The organism is Chitinophaga sp. 22308 (genome assembly GCF_052045305.1).
GTDB lineage: Bacteria > Bacteroidota > Bacteroidia > Chitinophagales > Chitinophagaceae > Chitinophaga > Chitinophaga varians_A.
In genome coordinates, this window is the sequence record NZ_JBQEOP010000001.1 from 807,691 (window position 1) to 825,536 (window position 17,846).

A 17,846-nucleotide genomic window follows, 5' to 3' on the forward strand; every position below is an offset into this window, starting at 1 on the left:
AGCTATGGAAAAAAGTGTATTTTCCCGCTAACTAATGTGATAAACGGCCTATGTTCCGAAAGATTAAGCTGAGACAATTCCTGAAAGCGATGTGGATCCTGATACTGTCATTTCTGTTTTTGATGTTGCATGTTGCCCAGTGGTTACTTTGTGGGGTTACCTTCGTCTCGTTTATCTTACCCTTGTCGCTGTATCTGGTCGCCGGCATCCCACTGGCATGGTGGCTGGCACGGAAATGCCGCAATTGGCTTAACCGTGCGTTGGAAGAGGAATCGGATACTCTAAATGTGATAGTTATGCTCTTTATGGTTTCGTGGATTCCTCCCGCGCTGTTGCTGAGCACTAATTATCTCCTGGCCGGTAAGGCTGTTTTAAACGAGGTGCTACCAGTGGTAAAGCGAGGGGAAAGTTATAGCAGGAACACCACCTACTACTGGGTAAAAGTGGAAAAGCACAATGTCAGGAAAAGAATAATAGTAGACCAGGAGTTGCCTGCGCGTCTGATAGACAGCGTGGCGATGGACGTGAAAAAAGGATATCTGGGATTCGAATTTTTTGAACATCCCCGTTTTATATTGCATCCCAAAAAATAGGCCTGCCTGTGATTATTTCCTTCGACCTTGATGATACTTTGATTCCCGGAATGAAACAGTTTCCGGTAGAACGTAAATCAATATGGCAGCGGCTTATCAGCCGCGAATGCATCAGGGCAGGCACTGTCCGGCTGATGAAACAGCTCCGGCAGGACAACCACCGGCTGTACGTGTATACTACTTCTTACAGATCGCCGGCATATATCAATAGGCTGTTTCTGAGTTATGGTATCCGGCTCGATAAGATCATCAATAAAAGTATTCATGATAAGACCCTGGGCAAAACAGCAGGCAGTATCTCCAAATACCCGCCGGCATTTAATATTGACGTACATATCGATGATTCTCCCGGTGTGGCCATGGAAGGCGAACGACATCATTTTAATACGATAATTGTGGCTGAACGGGATAGCGAGTGGACGGAAATGATATTAAGGGCACTTGGTGAACTGCGGAATTTCCGGTAAAACGCCCGGACTGACCTGGAAGCCACAAGAACGGATCTCAGAAAAGTATGCACTTAAAAAAGCATGTTCATATTTTATAAATAACAAAAGGTTGTAAGTGTTACCCTACAACCTTCTGCATATTTGTTTATATCTCTATCACTTTCAATGAATGCCCAGTATAAGCCAGGAAATCATGCATGATCCAGTCCCTGCTGATCTTCATGTAGCTGGTGGTGGTACCATCGCTGCAGCCATACCATTCTTCCAACAGCACGTCTTTGTCAATAACTACCTGTACGGCGTGTTCTTTGTCCAGCAGCAAGCCGAAGATAGTGGTAGCCCCTACGGTGGTGCCCAGCATGGTGCCCAGTAATTCCACCGGGGCGAATGACACCCGGGATATGTCCAGTACCCGGCTCAGGTCTTTGGTGACAAAAGGTTTGCCGGCCGTGGTGACGAACAGGTAGAAATTTGTCTGCTGCCGGTTGCACAGAAACAGCGTCTTTACCGTTTTCATATTCAGCTGGCGGTCGATGAGGATACAGTCTTCCATGGTAATGGCGTCATCATTGTCTACCCGTTCAAATGGCACCTGCTTTTCCTGCAACAGCGTATACACCATCTCCTGTAAGGGGGTCTTAAATAACACAGGCGGCGTATGCTTTACTTCACTGATATAAAACATGGTTCAGTTTTCTTTTTTTGTTTTTGACGATTTATAGTAATTCATGACCGATATAGCGGCCAGCATGATGATGATACCTGCTATCTGCACTGGGCTGATAGCTTCATGCAGAACAAGATAGGCACATAAAACGGCAACCGGAAATTCTACGGCCATCAGGATGGCGCTGGTGCCCGCCCCTGTTTTGGGGATGCCGGCGGCAAATAGTGCCGTCGGAATAGTGGTGCCTACCACGGCTAAAAATATGGCCCATAACATAAACGTATATCCGAAATGATTGTCGGATATGATGGGCTGCACATTGATGATAAAAATAGTCAGGGCAGAACCTGCCATGATAAGCGTGCTTTTCGATTGCCACCTCACACCTTTGCCTACCCGGCTGTTGGCCACAATATACACCGCATATGTAAAAGATGATGCCAGTGCCAATACCATGCCCCGCCAAGAGAAGTACAAGATATCAGTCTGCAGCAGATTCCCTGCCATGACCGTTCCCACCAGGATAAAGAGGACCGTTACCAGCTCCGGTCGGCCCGGCCGTTGTCGGAAAATAAGCCATTCCAGCAATAAACTGAACCAGGTGAACTGCATCAGTATCACAATAGCCAGCGAAGCGGAAATATAGCTTACGGACTGGTAATACAGAAAATTTGTGAGCCCAATGGTGCCGCCAACCAGCATCAGCGTCACCAGCTCTTTGGCGGACAGCTTTTGGAGGCTGGTTTTACCAGTGGTCAATAACAGTGTCAGGCCCAGCAGCATGGCCGACAGGAAGGCCTGGGAGAAGGATATTTCCGCGGCATGATAGCCCGACGCATAGGACAGCTTTACGAACGAAGACATCGTTCCGTACATGACCCCGCCTAAAAGGACCATGAACGAATATTTAAAATTTTTCATTTCAAGATTGTCTGAATAAAACAAATGATAACCACAAGCTAAGTTGAGGCTAAACAATCCTGAATACTGACATTAAAGCATATGAAACCCTCTCCCGTAGCAAACAGGAAGGTAGTGTAGAATCCGGTTGTTTAGCCCTCAGGCTACCGGCGGAGGCGTACTGGTAGAAAAACGATGTTGCATAGTATATTACGGTATACTGGTAAAGATAATAAAAATTAACCGGTTGTCATATATTCGGTCTAGTTACTTACCTTCAGGCCATAACCTCGAATTTGCCAACCTACTATGAAAAAAATTATTGTAGCATGTAAGTTTATCGGTGCTCTGGGAGTGATCGGTTTTTGGTACAAGCGTTTTCTCCTTTTTGCACCGTTCTATCTGGTAGCCATTATACTCGAGATGATTGAAAAAATCATCAACAAGAAGAAAAAATCAGAGCAAACAACAGACCGGCAGGACGCCTCTATCGATATGAGCCGTTATTACGTCACCATCTATCTGAGCCTTTTAAATCCATATGCCCTGGCACAGATGGTAAAACAATTGTTGGGACAGTTATACATACTGGTTTTCCATTCCTTCAGGTTACCATCTCCTGCAACTTTCCATAGTAAAACCAACTACATACTTCCTTTTAAAGGTACATGGAAAGTTGGTCGCGGCGGGGTAACACCTGAAACATCCCACTCCTGGGGACTGTTCACGCAGCGATATGCCTATGACTTTTTTATGATAGATGATCATCATCGGCCTAACAGCGGAACAGGGAACCGGTTGGAGGACTATTATTGTTTTGATCAGGAGATAATTGCGCCGGCGGATGGAACTATTGTCAGTATGAAAAATAATGTCCGGGATTATACCCATGTTGGCGACCTTTCTGTGGATTGGAAGACAAAGGATTTTAGAGGAAATTATCTGGTGATCGAGCATCAAAAGAATGAATATAGCTTTATCGCGCATTTCAGGAAAGGAAGTATTGTCGTGAAGAAAGGAGACAAGGTAAAACAGGGCCAGCTTCTGGGGGCATGTGGTAACAGCGGTCACTCCACCATGCCGCATATCCATTACCACCTTCAGGACAGTAAACATTTCTGGACGGCTTTAGGGCTGCCCATCCGCTTTGAGAACGTTGCCGTAAACGGAAACGATGTCCACGATCAGGGAGAATACATCTATACAGACCAGGAGGTAAAGGCGAAGTAGTAGTGAGGTGGCCGGGAGGTGAACAAAAGGTACTTGGTTAATTACACTTAAAAGCTTAACTTATAGCTCATTGTACTGTTAGCAGTTTGTCCATCCTCAATATTAACCAGCTATGAAGTTAACTCAGGAACAACTTGACATTATTCATTCCACAGGTAACATTAAAATAAATGCTGTTGCTGGTGCCGGTAAGACAACCACCATCATTGAATACGCTAAATCTAGGCCTAACAACAGTAAAATACTCTATTTGGCGTTTAATAAATCGGTCAGGAATGATGCTATAGCAAAATTTGCTGCTTACGGATTAACCAATGTTAAAGTCGAAACAGCGCATTCACTGGCTTACAAAAGAATTGTTTTCCGGGAGGGTTATACCGTTCGTAATCAGGGATATCGCACAAATGAAATCGCTGACTTGCTGGAGATAACCGGTAGAACAGAGAAACATGGAAGGTATATCCTGGCGAATCATATAAATAAATTTTTTAGTTATTTCTGTAACAGCGATAAATCGCACATGGAGGAACTGGACTATTTGGAGGTTGTCACGGATAAAAAAGTCCGGGCCTTTGTTAAAACATGTTATCAGGATATCCAAAGAATGGCTTCGTTGTTATATCAAAGGATGGATGATGGTGATATTGAGATAACACATGATTTTTATTTGAAAAAATTCCAATTGGAAAGGCCCGATCTGGGGTATGATTATATTTTATTTGATGAAGGACAGGATGCCTCCGCGGCTATGTTGGATATCTTCCTCAGGCAAAAAGCGATTAAGGTAATTGTAGGAGATACACATCAGCAAATATATAGTTGGCGATATGCGGTTAATTCTCTGGAAAAGGTGGATTTTAAAACATTCCACTTATCAACCAGCTTCCGCTTTGGTCAGGATATCGCTGATCTTGCTACTGAAGTTCTAAAATGGAAGGAGCACCTCGATTTGTATCAGCCTTTCACTATTACTGGAGAAGGTGGGCCTGGCAAAGAGAATAGCATCGCTGTCATCGCAAGAACCAATCTGGGTTTATTATTAAACGCCATCGATTACATTGAAAAGAATAAAAATGTGACCTATATATATTTTGAAGGGAATATTAATTCTTATGCTTATGCAGATGATGGAACGTCTCTATATGATGTGTTGAATTTTATCAATAGTAAGCGCCACCTTGTTAAAGATAGCCTCATCCGGGAAATGAAAAACATAGCAGAACTGGAAGAATATATTGAACATACGGAAGATGTTCAGCTGGCTACTATGCTGGAAATTGCAAAAGAGTATGGAGATGACATCCATTCAATAATGAAGGAATTAAAGCGCAAGCATGTGGCAGATGGTGAAAAGGAAAAAGCTGCCGTCATTTTTTCAACGGTTCACCGAAGTAAAGGAATGGAATACGATCAGGTCATACTGGCTGACGACTTTATTACGGAAGAGAAGTTGAAGAAAATGAAAAAGGAAGAGATGAACGTCCCGAAACTGAATGAGGAAATCAATTTGCTTTATGTCGCTATTACCCGGACACGTAACATTATTCAAATACCGGAGTCTATGATTCCCACTACTTTCCCCGCTTCGCAAATAACTGTTGAGACGAAAAAACACGAAACAATAAACAGGACATCCTTTTCGGCTACGGAAGCTGCAGTCGGAAGCCATAAAGAAAGTATTGAAAAAGCTTATTCCTATGAGGAAGTCAGATTAAATCATAAGGACGCTTACATGCCTTGGACCGCAGCATTGGATAATGAATTGACCGCACTTTACTGCAAGGGGGTGAAAATAAAGGAGATGGCAAAATACTTTGGGCGAACTGATGGAGCCATTCGGTCAAGAATAAAGAAACTGGAACTTGAGGAAACCTACGGAAAGAGAAAATAAAAATATTCTTTCTTCCCATCCCTTTTTTGTATTTTAGATAGGAAATAGTGATTTCCTATATTTAGATCATGTCCACGTTTCATACGATCAAAGCATTGAAAGAAGGAAATACTTCCGTTTTCAGAGAACTGTTCAATGAATATCACCGGAAGGTATATCTATATGTCCTGTCCAAAACGAATTCCCAATATATCGCTGAGGAAACCACCCAGATCACATTTATCAAATTATGGAACTACCGGGAACAGCTAAACGAATCGGACCAGGTGGGAAAGCTGTTGTTCCACATTGCCCGTGCTACCTGTATTGACCTGTTCAGGAAGGATGCTGTCAGGGAAAGGGTGCTGAAGCTGGAGAAACCGGCGGAAAACGAAGCCTGTCATAGCGCTGATGCGATGGAAGTGAAGGAGCTGCAGCAGCGCATAAAACATGCTGTAGGCAACATGCCGCCTGTCAGGAGAAGGGTGTTTGAGCTTAGCCGGTACGAATTTAAATCCTATAAAGAGATTGCAGCATTACTGTCCTTGTCTGTTAAAACGGTGGAAAATCATATGGCGCTTGCTATCAAGCATTTAAGAAAATCGCTGATGCTGTTGGTCCTCTTGTTCCTGCGCTAAAAAAAAATTTATCTTCTCATTAGGGGATGCCCTTTTTTCAAACGATATATGAATGAAGGCACCTCATTATCCAAGCCGAAAATGATACCAAGGGAACTAATTGACCGATATTTCAGGAACGAATGCAGCGACGATGAGCGGAGGCGGGTGCTGGAATATTTTCGTAATAGTCCCGAAGAGTGGAACAAGTACATGACCGAAGAAGACTGGGACGGCTTTATGGCAAATGGAGAGGTAGATCCGGCACTTTCTGAAAAGATGTTCAAAGCGGTCAGCAGTAACACTTTCAGGGAAAAGCGGAAAACACCGGTCATCTGGCTGGCTGCTGCGGCATTGGCCGGGCTGGCGGTGGGACTGCTGTGGCTGTTCCGGCCCGCTTCAACACCGCTGAAGGCTACACGCGAAACGGCTGCTGCAGCCACTGAACGGATGACGGAAAGGAAAAATACCACTGATAGACCAATGAGCATCCTGCTGGCTGACAACTCTGAAGTGTTGTTGTCCCCCAACAGCAGCATCCGGTTTTATGAACGTTTTCTTTCGCAAAAGGAACGGATAGTGCAGCTCTCAGGCGAAGCGTTGTTTAAGGTGGCCGGAGATAAGAGCAGGCCATTTGTGGTATATGCAGACCAGCTGGCAGCTACCGTGCTGGGCACTTCGTTCACCGTACAGGCCTTTGCTGAAAGTGATGTGATAACGGTAAAGTTGCATGAAGGCAAGGTGCAGGCGGCAGCAGCGGATTCCCTGCATACCAATTGGAAAAGCAGGGTGGTACTGGTGCCCGGTGATGTGCTGACTTATAACAAGGTCACGATGCTGGCAAGCGTCCGGCACAGCATGCCTGCGCAGCAACTGGTGAAAGCAGGTCCTGCCAACAGGAACGCCTATACTGTCCATCGGCCCGACTGGTACACTTTTGACGCATCACAGCTTTCCGAAGTGTTGGACCAGTTAAGCAGTTATTACCAGGTAGATATTTATTACTATCCTGCTGACTTGCAACAGAAATACTTCTCAGGAAGATTACATAAAACAGATTCACTGGAAACGATATTAAAAGATATAGCATTGCTCAACCATCTTACCATAGAGAAAAAAGAAGGCAGCTATATCATCAGCAGGAAACATTAACCAAAATAATACAGATATCAGTATCCCGCAACGTTGCATCATGCAGCGAGGGGCGTTTTATTGCCTAACTTAATTAAGACAGCGTTCTACAATGAAAAAATGGAATTCCACGTATGCCTTGCTGGGCATAGCGGTACTGCTTTGCCTTTCCCCTCTGTTCCTTCATGCCCGGCAAAAACGTGCAGACGTTACCGGTATCGTTAAAAATGAAGCAACAGGACAAGCCCTCTGGGGGGTTAGCGTTACAGTTAAAAATGCCACCAACAACTTTTCTGCTTCTGTACAAACAGACAGTAATGGTGTCTTTAATTTCAATCGATTGCCATCCGGCCCGGGGTATTCTTTTTCCTTTTCCTACATCGGATTTGAAAATCAAACGCTGAGCGGATATAACCTGAAACCCGGTGCGGATTTTTCACTGTTGGTGGAACTGAAAAGCCGCGAGCAGCGCATCAGTGAAGTCGTCGTCGTCGGATACGGCTCTATGCGGAAGAAAGACCTGACAGGCGCTATCAGTCAACTTAAAACCGCCAGGCTGGAAAAGGAAAGTCCCCGCTCTGTGCAGGACCTGCTGCGAAGCGGTGTTCCGGGGTTGTACGTAGGACAAAACACATCAGCCAAAGGCGGAGGTGACCTGCTCATCAGGGGGCAGCGGTCTTTAAACGCCAGCAACGACCCGCTCATCGTATTGGACGGCGTTATATTCTTCGGGGAACTGTCAGAAATAAACCCACAGGACATAGAACATTTTGATGTGCTGAAAGATGCGTCCGCAGCGGCCATCTACGGGGCCAAATCAGCCAATGGCGTAGTGATCATCACCACAAAAAAAGGCACCACTGACAAACCCGCTATCCGCTTCAGCGCTAATACAGGCATCGCTACGCAGGGCCGTAAACGGGAGGTGTACGATGCGCAGGGATACCTGAACTATCGCACCGATCTGTTCAACAGCACGACAAGATGGGCCACACCCGCCAAATATGCACGGCCTACAGAAGCGAACCTGGCAAAATACGGCATCACCATGGCCGACTGGCGCGCCTATGACGCACTCACCGGCGACCCTGACGATATATGGCTGCGGCGCATCGGCCTGTTCGATAAAGAACGGCAGAACTACGCCAACGGTAAAACCTATGACTGGTTTGACGGCTCCTTTCAGCGCGGACTGCAACAAGACTACAACGTGAGCTTCTCCGGAAGAAACAGGGACGTGCTGAATTATTATATGTCACTGGGATACCTGAACAATGAAAGTATTGTGGTGGGAGATAAATACCGCGCCTATCGCGCCAATATCAAGCTGGACGGGAAAATCAACAAATGGATGCATACCGGCGTGAACATCAATTTCCAGGACCGCTCAGATGGTAACTTCGCGGTGGACTGGGGAGGACAGATCATCAATAACTCACCTTTCGCGCTGCCCTATGATGAAAACGGAAAGCTGGACCCTTACCCCATGGGAGCCAGTGTCAGTCAGGGTACCAACTCCGCTTTCAGCAACCAGTACAAGGAACTGCAAAAAGGGTATACCGTTTTAAACACCACGCTTTATCAAACCATCAAACTGCCTTTTAAAATCACTTACCAGCTGAATTTTTCCCCGCGTATGCAGTGGTTCTACAACAGGTATCATGAATCATCCCAGAACCCTTTGTGGTCTGATAACGGAAAAGTAATCCGGGAGAACACGAAGAATTTTGACTGGCAGATAGATAATATCCTTTCATGGGATTATACCTTCGAACAGAAACACCACGTAAAGGTGACGCTGTTGCAGAATGCGGAAGAGCATCAGTCCTGGAATGAAAGCGTCACAGCCCGTGACTTTTCTCCCACGGATGCCTTGGGATTCCATAACATCGGCGCTGCCAATCCGCTGAAGACCACCGTCAGCAGCAGCGATCAGCGAAGCACCGGGGACGCATTAATGGCCCGCGTATTTTATTCCTACGACAACAAATATATGCTGACAGCCTCTGTCCGTAGAGATGGATATTCCGCGTTCGGTGTGTCCAATCCAAGGGCCACATTCCCATCCCTCGCATTTGCCTGGAACTTCGCAGATGAAAAATTCTTTCACTGGAAACCTATGAGCACCGGTAAACTGCGCCTGTCCTGGGGCATGAACGGCAACCGCTCCATCGGCATATACCAGGCGCTCTCCAATCTTACTACCGGCGCCGGCCGATACGCATACGTACAAACGAACGGTACGGTATACGAACTGTCACAGCTATACGTAGACCGGATGGCCAATTACGACCTGAAATGGGAAGCCACCTCCTCCTGGAACATCGGGCTGGACTTCGGCTTCCTGAACAACCGCATCACCGGTAACATGGAAGTATACTATATGCCTACCACAGACCTGCTGATGAACCAGTCCCTCCCTGACTTTACCGGTTTCAGCAATGTGACCACCAATCTGGGAGAAGTGGTCAACAGAGGCTTCGAGCTGGGCCTTACCTCGCTGAATATGCAACGGAAAAACTTTGAATGGTCTACTACATTAGGCTTCTTCTTTAACAGAAACGAGGTGCGGCACCTTTATTACACGTATGAAGACGTATTGAACGCAGACGGTAAAGTAGTCGGCTCCAGGGAAATCAGCGATATCTCAAACGGATGGTTCATTGGCCGGGATATCAGCGCTATCTGGAACTACCGCGTATTGGGCATATGGCAGGAGAGTGAAAGGGACCAGGCTGCCCGCTATGGTGAAATACCCGGCGATGTAAAAGTTGAGGATGTTAACAATGACGGGAAATATACCAATGCAGATAAACAGTTTCTTGGCTCTACCACGCCACGCTTCCGCTGGACGCTGCGCAACGATTTCACGTTGTTCAGGAACTTCGATTTCTCTTTCAATATATATTCGAACTGGGGCCATAAGCAGGCATCTACAGACTATCTGAATAATTTCGGCGCCGGTACGGACAGGACTAATTCCTATGTCAGAAAATACTGGACGCCGGACAATCCGTCCGATACCTATGCCCGCCTGAATTCCACGAACGTACAGAACATAACACCGCCGCGTATCATCGATAAAACCTACATCCGACTGGACAACGTTTCTGTTTCCTACTCGCTGCCGGCCAGCGTAGCAAAAAGGCTGGACATGAGCCAGTTCAAAATATACGCAGGCATCCGCAATGTGGCGGTATGGGCAAAAGAATGGGAGTACTGGGACCCTGAAACAACTTCCCTTATGCCAAGGTATTATACAGTAGGCCTTACCGCTACTTTTTAAAAATGATTAAAACGTGTTACAATGAAGATCACCATTCATAAAACTGTAAGCATCCTCTTGCTGGGAGCTGCTTTACAATTACCGTTAAGTTGTTCAAAAGGCTGGTTGAAGCCCGATCCGCTGTCTTTTTATGAGCCCTCTATTACATTTACTTCCAAAGAAGGATTACAGGCCGCTATCAGCAGCTGTAACAGAAATCTTACCTATGTATGGACGGGAGAGGGAGCTCCCATACTTACAGACCTGCTGTTTTCGGAAGTAGCGGTAAATGGCACCACTGATAAGTCAGGCCCGGCGCAGGACCTGAACGCAATGATCACCCCCATTTCCAATAACAATGATGTGAACACCAATAAAATCAATTTTTTTTGGTTTGAAGGATATAAAGGCATTAAATACGCCAATACGATCGTGTCTAACCTGGACAGGGTACCAGGACTGGATTCCACACTACGCAACCAGATGATGGGAATGGCTTATTTCCACCGGTCTTTCCGTTACCTGTGGCTGATATTTGATTTCGGAGACATCCCCTTGCTGACCAAAGAAATCACTACGCCCAAGTTCAATTTCCGTTCCACCAAACGGGAAGTAATATTACAGCAGCTCATCGCTGACATGGAGTTTGCCGTGAAGTACGTACCGGCCAACGCAGATTTCGGCATGGTGAATAAAGGCGCCTGTCAGCAGCTGCTGATCAAATGTTACCTGGCCGCCGGACAGTTTGATAACGCCATCGCAGTGGCCAACACACTTATCAACAGTGCCGGTTATTCCCTGATGACAGCGCCTTTCGGCACATTTGTCAACCCCATGCCTGCCGTTCATAACATCACAAGGAACGTGATATGGGACTTACACCGTGGCCCCAATAAATCTATTGCTGCCAATAAGGAGACGATCTACAATGTCATCAGTCGGGAAGACTTTACCAACAGCCGCATCGATATCTACAGCATGAGGAACGCCGTTCCTTTTATTTCCGGGTCCGGCAATCAGCTGATCAGCACTCCTTCCGGCAAACCAGGCATGAGCACCAGCTACGCACTGACGCGTGATAAGATTGACCTACGCAAAACCTATGGCAGGGGCGTGGCCATCACCAGGCCCACCTGGTACAGTACCAATACCATCTGGGACGATCAGGAGGATCTTCGTCACAGTACCAGTACCGGCAACTGGATGCGCATGGAAGACATGGTATATAACAATCCCGCATTGCTCACCGATAGAGACCCTTACTACGGCAAGCCGCTACAGAAGTACAACAGCGCCGGCAAACTGCTGGTGGCAGATACCATCAGAACATGGTTTGAATGGCCTCATTACAAGATATGGATCGAATCACCCAGGAATGAAACGGTGGACAGCTATAACGGCGGCGCCAGTGACTGGTACATCTACCGCCTTGCGGAAACGTACCTCCTTCGTGCTGAAGCCTATTTCTGGAAAGGGGAGCTGGGCTTGGCAGCTGAAGATGTGAATGCCATCCGCCGCCGCGCACATTGCACAAAGATGTATACCGCCGCTGACATACATATGGGAACCATTATGGACGAAAGAGCCAGAGAGCTTTTCTATGAAGAGTTACGGCATATGGAGCTTAGCCGCGTATCCTATATCTTCGCAACAACCCATAAGGCCGATGAGTTTGGCAAGACATACACGGTAGAAGATCTCTCCCGTAGCAGCTATTGGTACGAGCGCGTGAGCAGGTATAACAACTTTTATAACAAAGGCGTGAAAACCACGTACGGTGCCGTGTTCACGGCGAGCCCCTATCACATACTTTGGCCGGTGCCACAGTCAGATATAGATGCCAACAGGGAAGGACGGCTGAATCAAAACTTCGGTTATTCAGGGTATGAATTGAACCGTCCGCCGATAGATAATTTGAAGGAGGCGATTGATGCGCAGCAGTAAATGATGGAATGAGCTTCCTGGTGATATCAGGCTTGTTATAACGTTCTAATGTAAAAGTACCTGGTTCCGCCCCTGAGGCGGAACCAGGTTAAACGGTTACTTTAGCAGTAAATACATTCCTTTTGTTGATAAGGAATAGTTTCACATGTTTTCTGTACAGTAACACATCTCCAGTCGAATGTCCATGGCTGCACACCTCCGGCAACCATTTCTTTTTGAGATTCTGAAAGTACTGCTACCGCGGATTTGCCAAAAGTTAGTTTTTTTTCGGCGATCATTTTTTTCTTTTTCATAAACTAGTGGATTTATAGGACTAAACTTCCCGATGGCCTGGCGTTGCTTTGGCTGTCGCAGTTAAATCCCGGGTGAAAGAATGATTCTTATGTTAACAAATTACACACGCATCCTGAGTATCAGGAATGGTCTCGCAGGTGATTTGCCTTGTGAGGCCATCACAGGTGAGTTGTTTGGTAACAGGCGGCATGCCGCCGGCAATCAGCGCTTGCTGTAATACATTCAGATGGGCAATGGTTGTCTTGTTGAAAGACATTTTTTTTCCGATTGTTGTTTTCTTTTTCATAAAGAGGGATTTAGGGTAAAACGCTATTTTATCTGTCTTGGTTACTTGGCATATTGCTGTTGGTCATCGCGAGTACCTGAATATAACCCAAAAAAGTAAGAAAAAAAAGCTGTTGTTTAACGCTGCTGCAGGGGAGTGCCGGGTAGATGTTTATTTGGCTGCGTATACTTTTCGAGTGCTGAAAAGATGGTAAGTGGCACAGGAAGGTAGTTGGTACGGCGGGCAGCTGTGGTTAGGTGTTTTTCGCTGGATAAAGAGTCTACACCCCACCTGTGAACATTTTCCTATAGGCGACGCCACCGAAAATTCTGATGTATGGATCGCAGAATTTGACTACATTAAGGAATGCGTCTATCATGCGCAACGTTATTTTAACAAGCAAAACAGACCGTCAGCATCACGGCCACCTGGAACCCGACCGTCCGGCAATGGTCCCGGTCCATGCGTACTGCGTTAGCCGGGCCTCTTCAAATAACAGAAATAACACCTGCTGATCTTCTAAGCAGTTCCTGCCTAACGGGAATTCCACTCAAAGTTTTTATCATAAAAATAGCAATCCGCCGGTAGTTTGTAGTACCACGTATCGTAGGTATCACGGTAAAGGCTGTACGAAAAATTTTTTTCAATAAAGAAGGCCACGTGTTGTATATAATACCTTTGGAGGAAGTGGGCGAATTATAGGTAAGAAGGTATTACAACGGGGCGTTGGTATTTGAAAGTATTTTGCATCCGAATGTCAACAAAGCACCGGTGAGCGCTACCTTCTCTTATGCCAATGACGTTATCTTGAAAGACTATACTTCTAGTGGCGATGGAAGCGGAGGATGGTGCACGTATGACGAATCCGGTAAGGAACCGTGAAAATTGCGGGAGCGGGAGGAAAAGCCAGAAACGAAAATAATACATGGGGAAGATTGTTTTACCCTTTTGGCGCTTATAAATGGAATACCGCTAAAACTGACTGGGAGGCGATTATCGGGTATTTCAATATCATGCTGATAGACGTATGATGCTTTATCTTTACACACTACACGACAGAATGGACAGTATGAAGAGATTTTACAGGTACATCATTTACAGGCTTTACGACAAGGCTTTAAAGAAGCCGTCTTTTACCCCGGTGATGGATACAATTACACCCTTTGCAATATTACATATGTTAATGTTCTTTGTGGTAGCCCACGTGTTCTGTATGTTCGTGATACATGGTCCCTTGCCTTTACTGGAACATATGGGTTTGATGATATTTTTTGTGATTTTTAATCTGTGGGTGCATTACATTTTATTCTATGATAAAAAATCATGGAACAGCATTATGGAAGAATTTAAGGACGAAAGCCCGGCAGAAAGAAGAAAAGGAGGATGGTGCGTGGTAGGATATCTTATTGGTGGTTCCCTGCTGTGCCTTGCGCTGTTTATCGTTGTTGTGTTTGTAGGTGTAGAGTTACATTTGACGCATTAAGACATTGGCGTGGTTGAAGAGCGATTAAATGTTTCAAAGAAAATCAGTACTTATCTTTCTATCCCCCCAATTAAATGCGCTTTTATGAAAACAGTGTTTTTACGATGTTGCTGTGTGTATTAATGATGGCGTTCCCGGTTAGTTCCCCGCTTATACCCCGGGAAGATTTATCTGGTATGTGTCACACTGACTATCATAAGTTGTGGTCAGCAGGCAGGGGATGACTTAGAAGATAGTATATGCCTAAAAACAAAAAATCCCGCAAGTAAAACTTGCAGGATTCTTGTGCCCAGAACTGGATTCGAACCAGCACACCCTTGCGGGCGCTGCGACCTGAACACAGTGCGTCTACCAATTTCGCCATCTGGGCAGGGCTGTGTCCCTCGTTAAAGGGATTGCAAAGGTAGGGTTTTTATATTACCAACCAAATTTATTTTAAAAAAAAGCAATAAAACAGTGGAAACCCGCTGCCTTATTGCTCTTAAATATATTAGACGGCCACATTGAACTCACGCAGAGTGTCGTTCAGGCTCGTCTTCAGATCGGTGGAAGCTTTACGCTGACCAATAATCAGGGCGCAGTTAACCTGGTATTCACCGGCAGGGAACTTCTTAGGGTAAGTGCCCGGTATAACCACGCTGCGCGCTGGTACACGGCCTTTGTATTCTACAGGCTCAGCACCGCTCACGTCAATGATTTTAGTGGACTGTGTCAACACCACGTTAGCGCCCAGTACGGCTTCTTTTTCTACGTGTACGCCTTCTACCACGATACAACGGGAACCCAGGAAGCAGCCATCTTCAATGATCACCGGGCTGGCCTGCAGCGGTTCCAGTACGCCGCCGATACCCACGCCACCGCTCAGGTGCACATGTTTGCCGATCTGCGCGCAGGAGCCTACAGTGGCCCAGGTGTCTACCATGGTGCCTTCATCTACATAGGCGCCGATGTTCACATATGATGGCATCAGGATACAACCTTTGGAGATATAGGCGCCATAACGGGCAATAGCATGCGGTACTACACGTACACCCAGGTCTTTATAGTTGGTCTTCAGCTTCATCTTATCATAGAACTCGAAAGGAGGAAGCGACATGGTTTCCATCGGTTGAATGGTGAAATACATCAGGATTGCCTGCTTTACCCATTCGTTTACCACCCAGCCGTTCTCTGTAGGCTGCGCTACTCTCAGATGACCTTTGTCTACTGCTTCTATCACTGCTTTTACGGCATCGCTATACTGCGTTTCCTGTAACAGGCCCCTGTCAGCCCAGACAGCCTGTATTTGTTGTTGTAAATCCATTTGTGCTTTTTTCGCAAAAGTAATATCTAATAAATGAAATAACGAATAACGAATTTCTTTCGTGGGACTTCGTATTTTCGCAACATATGAAGATTGGTTTTGATGCCAAGCGTGCTTTCCAGAATGATACAGGACTCGGTAACTACAGCCGTACCCTGATCTCTTCCCTGGCGGCAGGCTTCCCGGAGCACCAGTATTTTCTGTTCGCTCCCAAACAAACGGATATGTACAACGCACCGGGCATCCCGGTGATATTGCCTGAAAAAGCCTGGCACCGCTGGTTTAAATCGGCCTGGCGGAGCCGCTATGTGGTAAAAGACCTGCAACGGTACGGTATTGACCTGTATCATGGCCTCAGCCATGAAATCCCTTTCGGTATTCCCGGCAGCGGCGTGAAATCGGTCGTGACCATGCACGACCTCATCTTTGAACGGTATCCGAAACAATACAACCCCATCGATGTCGTCACATACCGCCGTAAAGCCCGCTACGCCTGCGAAAAGGCCGACAAGGTAGTGGCTATCAGTGAACAGACCCGGCAGGACCTCATCTCGTTCTACCATACTGATCCGGATAAAATAGCGGTCGTATACCAAAGCTGTGATCCTGCGTTTGCAGTGCCGCATACTGCTGCCGACATACAGGATTTCCGCAGCCGTTACCGGCTGCCCGACCAGTACTTTTTATATGTTGGCTCGGTCATTGAAAGGAAAAACCTGCTGGGCATTGTAACGGCCATGAATACACTGAAAGGTACGGTGGATGTTCCGCTGGTGGTACTGGGCAATGGCAGCGGTTATAAAAAGAAAGTAAAGGAATATCTCGCGGCCAACGGCCTCTCTCCAAAGGTGATATGGCTCAATGAGCAGGAACGGCTGCCCAACAGCGCGCTGCCACTGCTCTATCAGGGTGCGGTGGCATTGTTATATCCTTCGGTTTTTGAAGGCTTTGGCATCCCCATCCTGGAGGCGTTGTGGAGTGGTACGCCTGTGATTACTTCTCATGGCTCCTGTTTTGGGGAGACAGGCGGGGACGCTGCGTTATATGTGGATCCGCTGAGCGCGACCGACATTGCAGGCGCGATGCGCCGCGTACTGGCAGAGCCTTCGCTGGTGCAGGACATGCGCGACAAGGGATGGAAGCACGCCCGGAAGTTCACACCGGAACAATGTGCGGCAGACATGATGAAAGTGTATGTGGACCTGGAAAAATAAATGAACGCTAATGGATTTTGAACAGGACATCAACGCAGCATTGCCGGTATTGCGCAATGGCGGCCTCATTTTATACCCCACAGACACCATCTGGGGCATCGGCTGCGACGCTACCAATGAAGCCGCAGTCAGAAAAGTATATGAACTGAAACAACGCAGCGAAAGCAAAAGCCTCGTGATACTGCTGCCGGACGTACGGGACCTGTTGCACTATGTGTCCAATCCCCGGCCGGACATGGCAGAGGTGATTGCCGGCTTCAACCGCCCTACGACTGTTATCTATGAAGGCGCGCTCGGCCTCGCGGCCAACGCTATCAGTGACGACCAGACGGTGGCTATCCGGATCGTACAGGATACTTTCTGCCGCCACCTGCTGAAACGGTTCCGTAAACCGCTGGTGTCCACATCTGCCAATATCAGCGGTGAACCGTCCGCGGCCAGTTTTCGGGAGATATCGCCGGCAATTGTGAACGGCGTGGATTATGTGGTAAAATACCGGCAGGAAGAAGCCGCCACAGGCGTGGCTTCCAGGATTATCAGGATCGGAAAAGACGGTTCAATAGCCATAATCCGGGATTAAACGGCATTATTTATTACATTTGCGCCCTGATTTCGGAGAAA

The 17,846-nt window shown here is 46.7% G+C and carries 17 protein-coding genes and 1 tRNA gene; 12 read left to right on the forward strand and 6 right to left on the reverse strand.

Annotated features, from left to right (window positions below):
- Nucleotides 1-50 precede the first annotated feature (50 nt).
- The gene (locus tag ACTJJS_RS03250; protein WP_440662397.1) at nucleotides 51-593 is read left to right on the forward strand and encodes a hypothetical protein; all 543 of its coding nucleotides are present in this window, start codon (nucleotides 51-53) and stop codon (nucleotides 591-593) included.
- A gap of 50 nt (nucleotides 594-643) precedes the next feature.
- Entirely contained in the window at nucleotides 644-1,060 is a 417-nt protein-coding gene (locus ACTJJS_RS03255; protein ID WP_440662398.1) for a hypothetical protein, read from the forward strand.
- Between the two features lie 127 nt (nucleotides 1,061-1,187).
- On the opposite strand, the gene ACTJJS_RS03260 is transcribed toward ACTJJS_RS03255, so the two are convergent.
- Nucleotides 1,188-1,727 (reverse strand): prolyl-tRNA synthetase associated domain-containing protein, encoded by a 540-nt coding sequence (locus ACTJJS_RS03260; protein WP_440662399.1) that lies wholly within the window; start codon nucleotides 1,725-1,727, stop codon nucleotides 1,188-1,190.
- A 3-nt stretch (nucleotides 1,728-1,730) separates the two neighbouring features.
- Nucleotides 1,731-2,606, reverse strand: coding sequence for an EamA family transporter (locus ACTJJS_RS03265; RefSeq protein WP_440662400.1), 876 nt, complete (start codon nucleotides 2,604-2,606; stop codon nucleotides 1,731-1,733).
- A gap of 312 nt (nucleotides 2,607-2,918) precedes the next feature.
- Between ACTJJS_RS03265 and ACTJJS_RS03270 the strand changes: the two genes are divergently transcribed.
- From ACTJJS_RS03270 to ACTJJS_RS03295, 6 genes are all read left to right on the forward strand, one after another.
- Nucleotides 2,919-3,839: a M23 family metallopeptidase gene (locus ACTJJS_RS03270; protein ID WP_440662401.1), complete on the forward strand. Its 921-nt coding sequence runs from the start codon at nucleotides 2,919-2,921 to the stop codon at nucleotides 3,837-3,839.
- A 112-nt stretch (nucleotides 3,840-3,951) separates the two neighbouring features.
- Nucleotides 3,952-5,730, forward strand: coding sequence for a UvrD-helicase domain-containing protein (locus ACTJJS_RS03275; protein WP_440662402.1), 1,779 nt, complete (start codon nucleotides 3,952-3,954; stop codon nucleotides 5,728-5,730).
- Between the two features lie 68 nt (nucleotides 5,731-5,798).
- Nucleotides 5,799-6,347, forward strand: a complete 549-nt coding sequence (locus ACTJJS_RS03280) for an RNA polymerase sigma-70 factor (protein ID WP_440662403.1) — start codon at nucleotides 5,799-5,801, stop codon at nucleotides 6,345-6,347.
- An 81-nt stretch (nucleotides 6,348-6,428) separates the two neighbouring features.
- Nucleotides 6,429-7,478 carry a FecR family protein gene (locus ACTJJS_RS03285; protein ID WP_440662404.1) on the forward strand — a complete coding sequence of 350 codons (1,050 nt, stop codon included), beginning with the start codon at nucleotides 6,429-6,431 and terminating at the stop codon, nucleotides 7,476-7,478.
- 91 nt (nucleotides 7,479-7,569) lie between these two features.
- On the forward strand, nucleotides 7,570-10,743 hold the full coding sequence (locus ACTJJS_RS03290) for a SusC/RagA family TonB-linked outer membrane protein (protein ID WP_440662405.1): 3,174 nt from the start codon (nucleotides 7,570-7,572) through the stop codon (nucleotides 10,741-10,743).
- Between the two features lie 21 nt (nucleotides 10,744-10,764).
- Entirely contained in the window at nucleotides 10,765-12,666 is a 1,902-nt protein-coding gene (locus ACTJJS_RS03295) for a RagB/SusD family nutrient uptake outer membrane protein (protein WP_440662406.1), read from the forward strand.
- A gap of 101 nt (nucleotides 12,667-12,767) precedes the next feature.
- On the opposite strand, the gene ACTJJS_RS03300 is transcribed toward ACTJJS_RS03295, so the two are convergent.
- Together ACTJJS_RS03300 and ACTJJS_RS03305 are read right to left on the reverse strand one after the other, a co-directional pair.
- Complete coding sequence (locus ACTJJS_RS03300) at nucleotides 12,768-12,959, reverse strand: class I lanthipeptide (protein WP_440662407.1); 192 nt, start codon at nucleotides 12,957-12,959, stop codon at nucleotides 12,768-12,770.
- Between the two features lie 92 nt (nucleotides 12,960-13,051).
- On the reverse strand, nucleotides 13,052-13,246 hold the full coding sequence (locus ACTJJS_RS03305) for a class I lanthipeptide (protein ID WP_440662408.1): 195 nt from the start codon (nucleotides 13,244-13,246) through the stop codon (nucleotides 13,052-13,054).
- Nucleotides 13,247-13,969: 723 nt separating this feature from the next.
- Here ACTJJS_RS03305 and ACTJJS_RS03310 point away from each other — a divergent pair.
- A complete protein-coding gene (locus ACTJJS_RS03310) occupies nucleotides 13,970-14,107 on the forward strand; it encodes a hypothetical protein (RefSeq protein WP_440662409.1) in 138 nt (45 codons plus the stop codon).
- A 178-nt stretch (nucleotides 14,108-14,285) separates the two neighbouring features.
- Nucleotides 14,286-14,708 (forward strand): hypothetical protein, encoded by a 423-nt coding sequence (locus tag ACTJJS_RS03315; protein ID WP_440662410.1) that lies wholly within the window; start codon nucleotides 14,286-14,288, stop codon nucleotides 14,706-14,708.
- Nucleotides 14,709-14,994: 286 nt separating this feature from the next.
- Here the strand turns inward: ACTJJS_RS03315 and ACTJJS_RS03320 are convergent.
- Together ACTJJS_RS03320 and ACTJJS_RS03325 are read right to left on the reverse strand one after the other, a co-directional pair.
- Nucleotides 14,995-15,078 (reverse strand) — tRNA-Leu (locus tag ACTJJS_RS03320).
- Between the two features lie 120 nt (nucleotides 15,079-15,198).
- Nucleotides 15,199-16,011 (reverse strand): 2,3,4,5-tetrahydropyridine-2,6-dicarboxylate N-succinyltransferase, encoded by an 813-nt coding sequence (locus tag ACTJJS_RS03325; protein ID WP_168869270.1) that lies wholly within the window; start codon nucleotides 16,009-16,011, stop codon nucleotides 15,199-15,201.
- 86 nt (nucleotides 16,012-16,097) lie between these two features.
- Between ACTJJS_RS03325 and ACTJJS_RS03330 the strand changes: the two genes are divergently transcribed.
- Nucleotides 16,098-17,225: a glycosyltransferase family 4 protein gene (locus ACTJJS_RS03330; RefSeq protein ID WP_168869269.1), complete on the forward strand. Its 1,128-nt coding sequence runs from the start codon at nucleotides 16,098-16,100 to the stop codon at nucleotides 17,223-17,225.
- A gap of 10 nt (nucleotides 17,226-17,235) precedes the next feature.
- Nucleotides 17,236-17,805 (forward strand): L-threonylcarbamoyladenylate synthase, encoded by a 570-nt coding sequence (locus ACTJJS_RS03335; protein WP_440662411.1) that lies wholly within the window; start codon nucleotides 17,236-17,238, stop codon nucleotides 17,803-17,805.
- The last annotated feature ends 41 nt before the right edge of the window (nucleotides 17,806-17,846 follow it).

What these genes read in the sequence shown, in the direction of transcription:
- ACTJJS_RS03260 (WP_440662399.1), bottom strand. Translation starts at nt 1,727, where the DNA reads ATGTTTTATATCAGTGAAGTAAAGCATACGCCGCCTGTGTTATTTAAG.
- ACTJJS_RS03325 (WP_168869270.1), bottom strand. Translation starts at nt 16,011, where the DNA reads ATGGATTTACAACAACAAATACAGGCTGTCTGGGCTGACAGGGGCCTG.
- ACTJJS_RS03315 (WP_440662410.1), top strand. Translation starts at nt 14,286, where the DNA reads ATGGACAGTATGAAGAGATTTTACAGGTACATCATTTACAGGCTTTAC.
- ACTJJS_RS03300 (WP_440662407.1), bottom strand. Translation starts at nt 12,959, where the DNA reads ATGAAAAAGAAAAAAATGATCGCCGAAAAAAAACTAACTTTTGGCAAA.
- ACTJJS_RS03265 (WP_440662400.1), bottom strand. Translation starts at nt 2,606, where the DNA reads ATGGTCCTTTTAGGCGGGGTCATGTACGGAACGATGTCTTCGTTCGTA.
- ACTJJS_RS03305 (WP_440662408.1), bottom strand. Translation starts at nt 13,246, where the DNA reads ATGAAAAAGAAAACAACAATCGGAAAAAAAATGTCTTTCAACAAGACA.
- ACTJJS_RS03275 (WP_440662402.1), top strand. Translation starts at nt 3,952, where the DNA reads ATGAAGTTAACTCAGGAACAACTTGACATTATTCATTCCACAGGTAAC.
- ACTJJS_RS03285 (WP_440662404.1), top strand. Translation starts at nt 6,429, where the DNA reads ATGATACCAAGGGAACTAATTGACCGATATTTCAGGAACGAATGCAGC.
- ACTJJS_RS03295 (WP_440662406.1), top strand. Translation starts at nt 10,765, where the DNA reads ATGAAGATCACCATTCATAAAACTGTAAGCATCCTCTTGCTGGGAGCT.
- ACTJJS_RS03280 (WP_440662403.1), top strand. Translation starts at nt 5,799, where the DNA reads ATGTCCACGTTTCATACGATCAAAGCATTGAAAGAAGGAAATACTTCC.
- ACTJJS_RS03270 (WP_440662401.1), top strand. Translation starts at nt 2,919, where the DNA reads ATGAAAAAAATTATTGTAGCATGTAAGTTTATCGGTGCTCTGGGAGTG.
- ACTJJS_RS03250 (WP_440662397.1), top strand. Translation starts at nt 51, where the DNA reads ATGTTCCGAAAGATTAAGCTGAGACAATTCCTGAAAGCGATGTGGATC.
- ACTJJS_RS03335 (WP_440662411.1), top strand. Translation starts at nt 17,236, where the DNA reads ATGGATTTTGAACAGGACATCAACGCAGCATTGCCGGTATTGCGCAAT.
- ACTJJS_RS03255 (WP_440662398.1), top strand. Translation starts at nt 644, where the DNA reads ATGAAACAGTTTCCGGTAGAACGTAAATCAATATGGCAGCGGCTTATC.
- ACTJJS_RS03290 (WP_440662405.1), top strand. Translation starts at nt 7,570, where the DNA reads ATGAAAAAATGGAATTCCACGTATGCCTTGCTGGGCATAGCGGTACTG.
- ACTJJS_RS03330 (WP_168869269.1), top strand. Translation starts at nt 16,098, where the DNA reads ATGAAGATTGGTTTTGATGCCAAGCGTGCTTTCCAGAATGATACAGGA.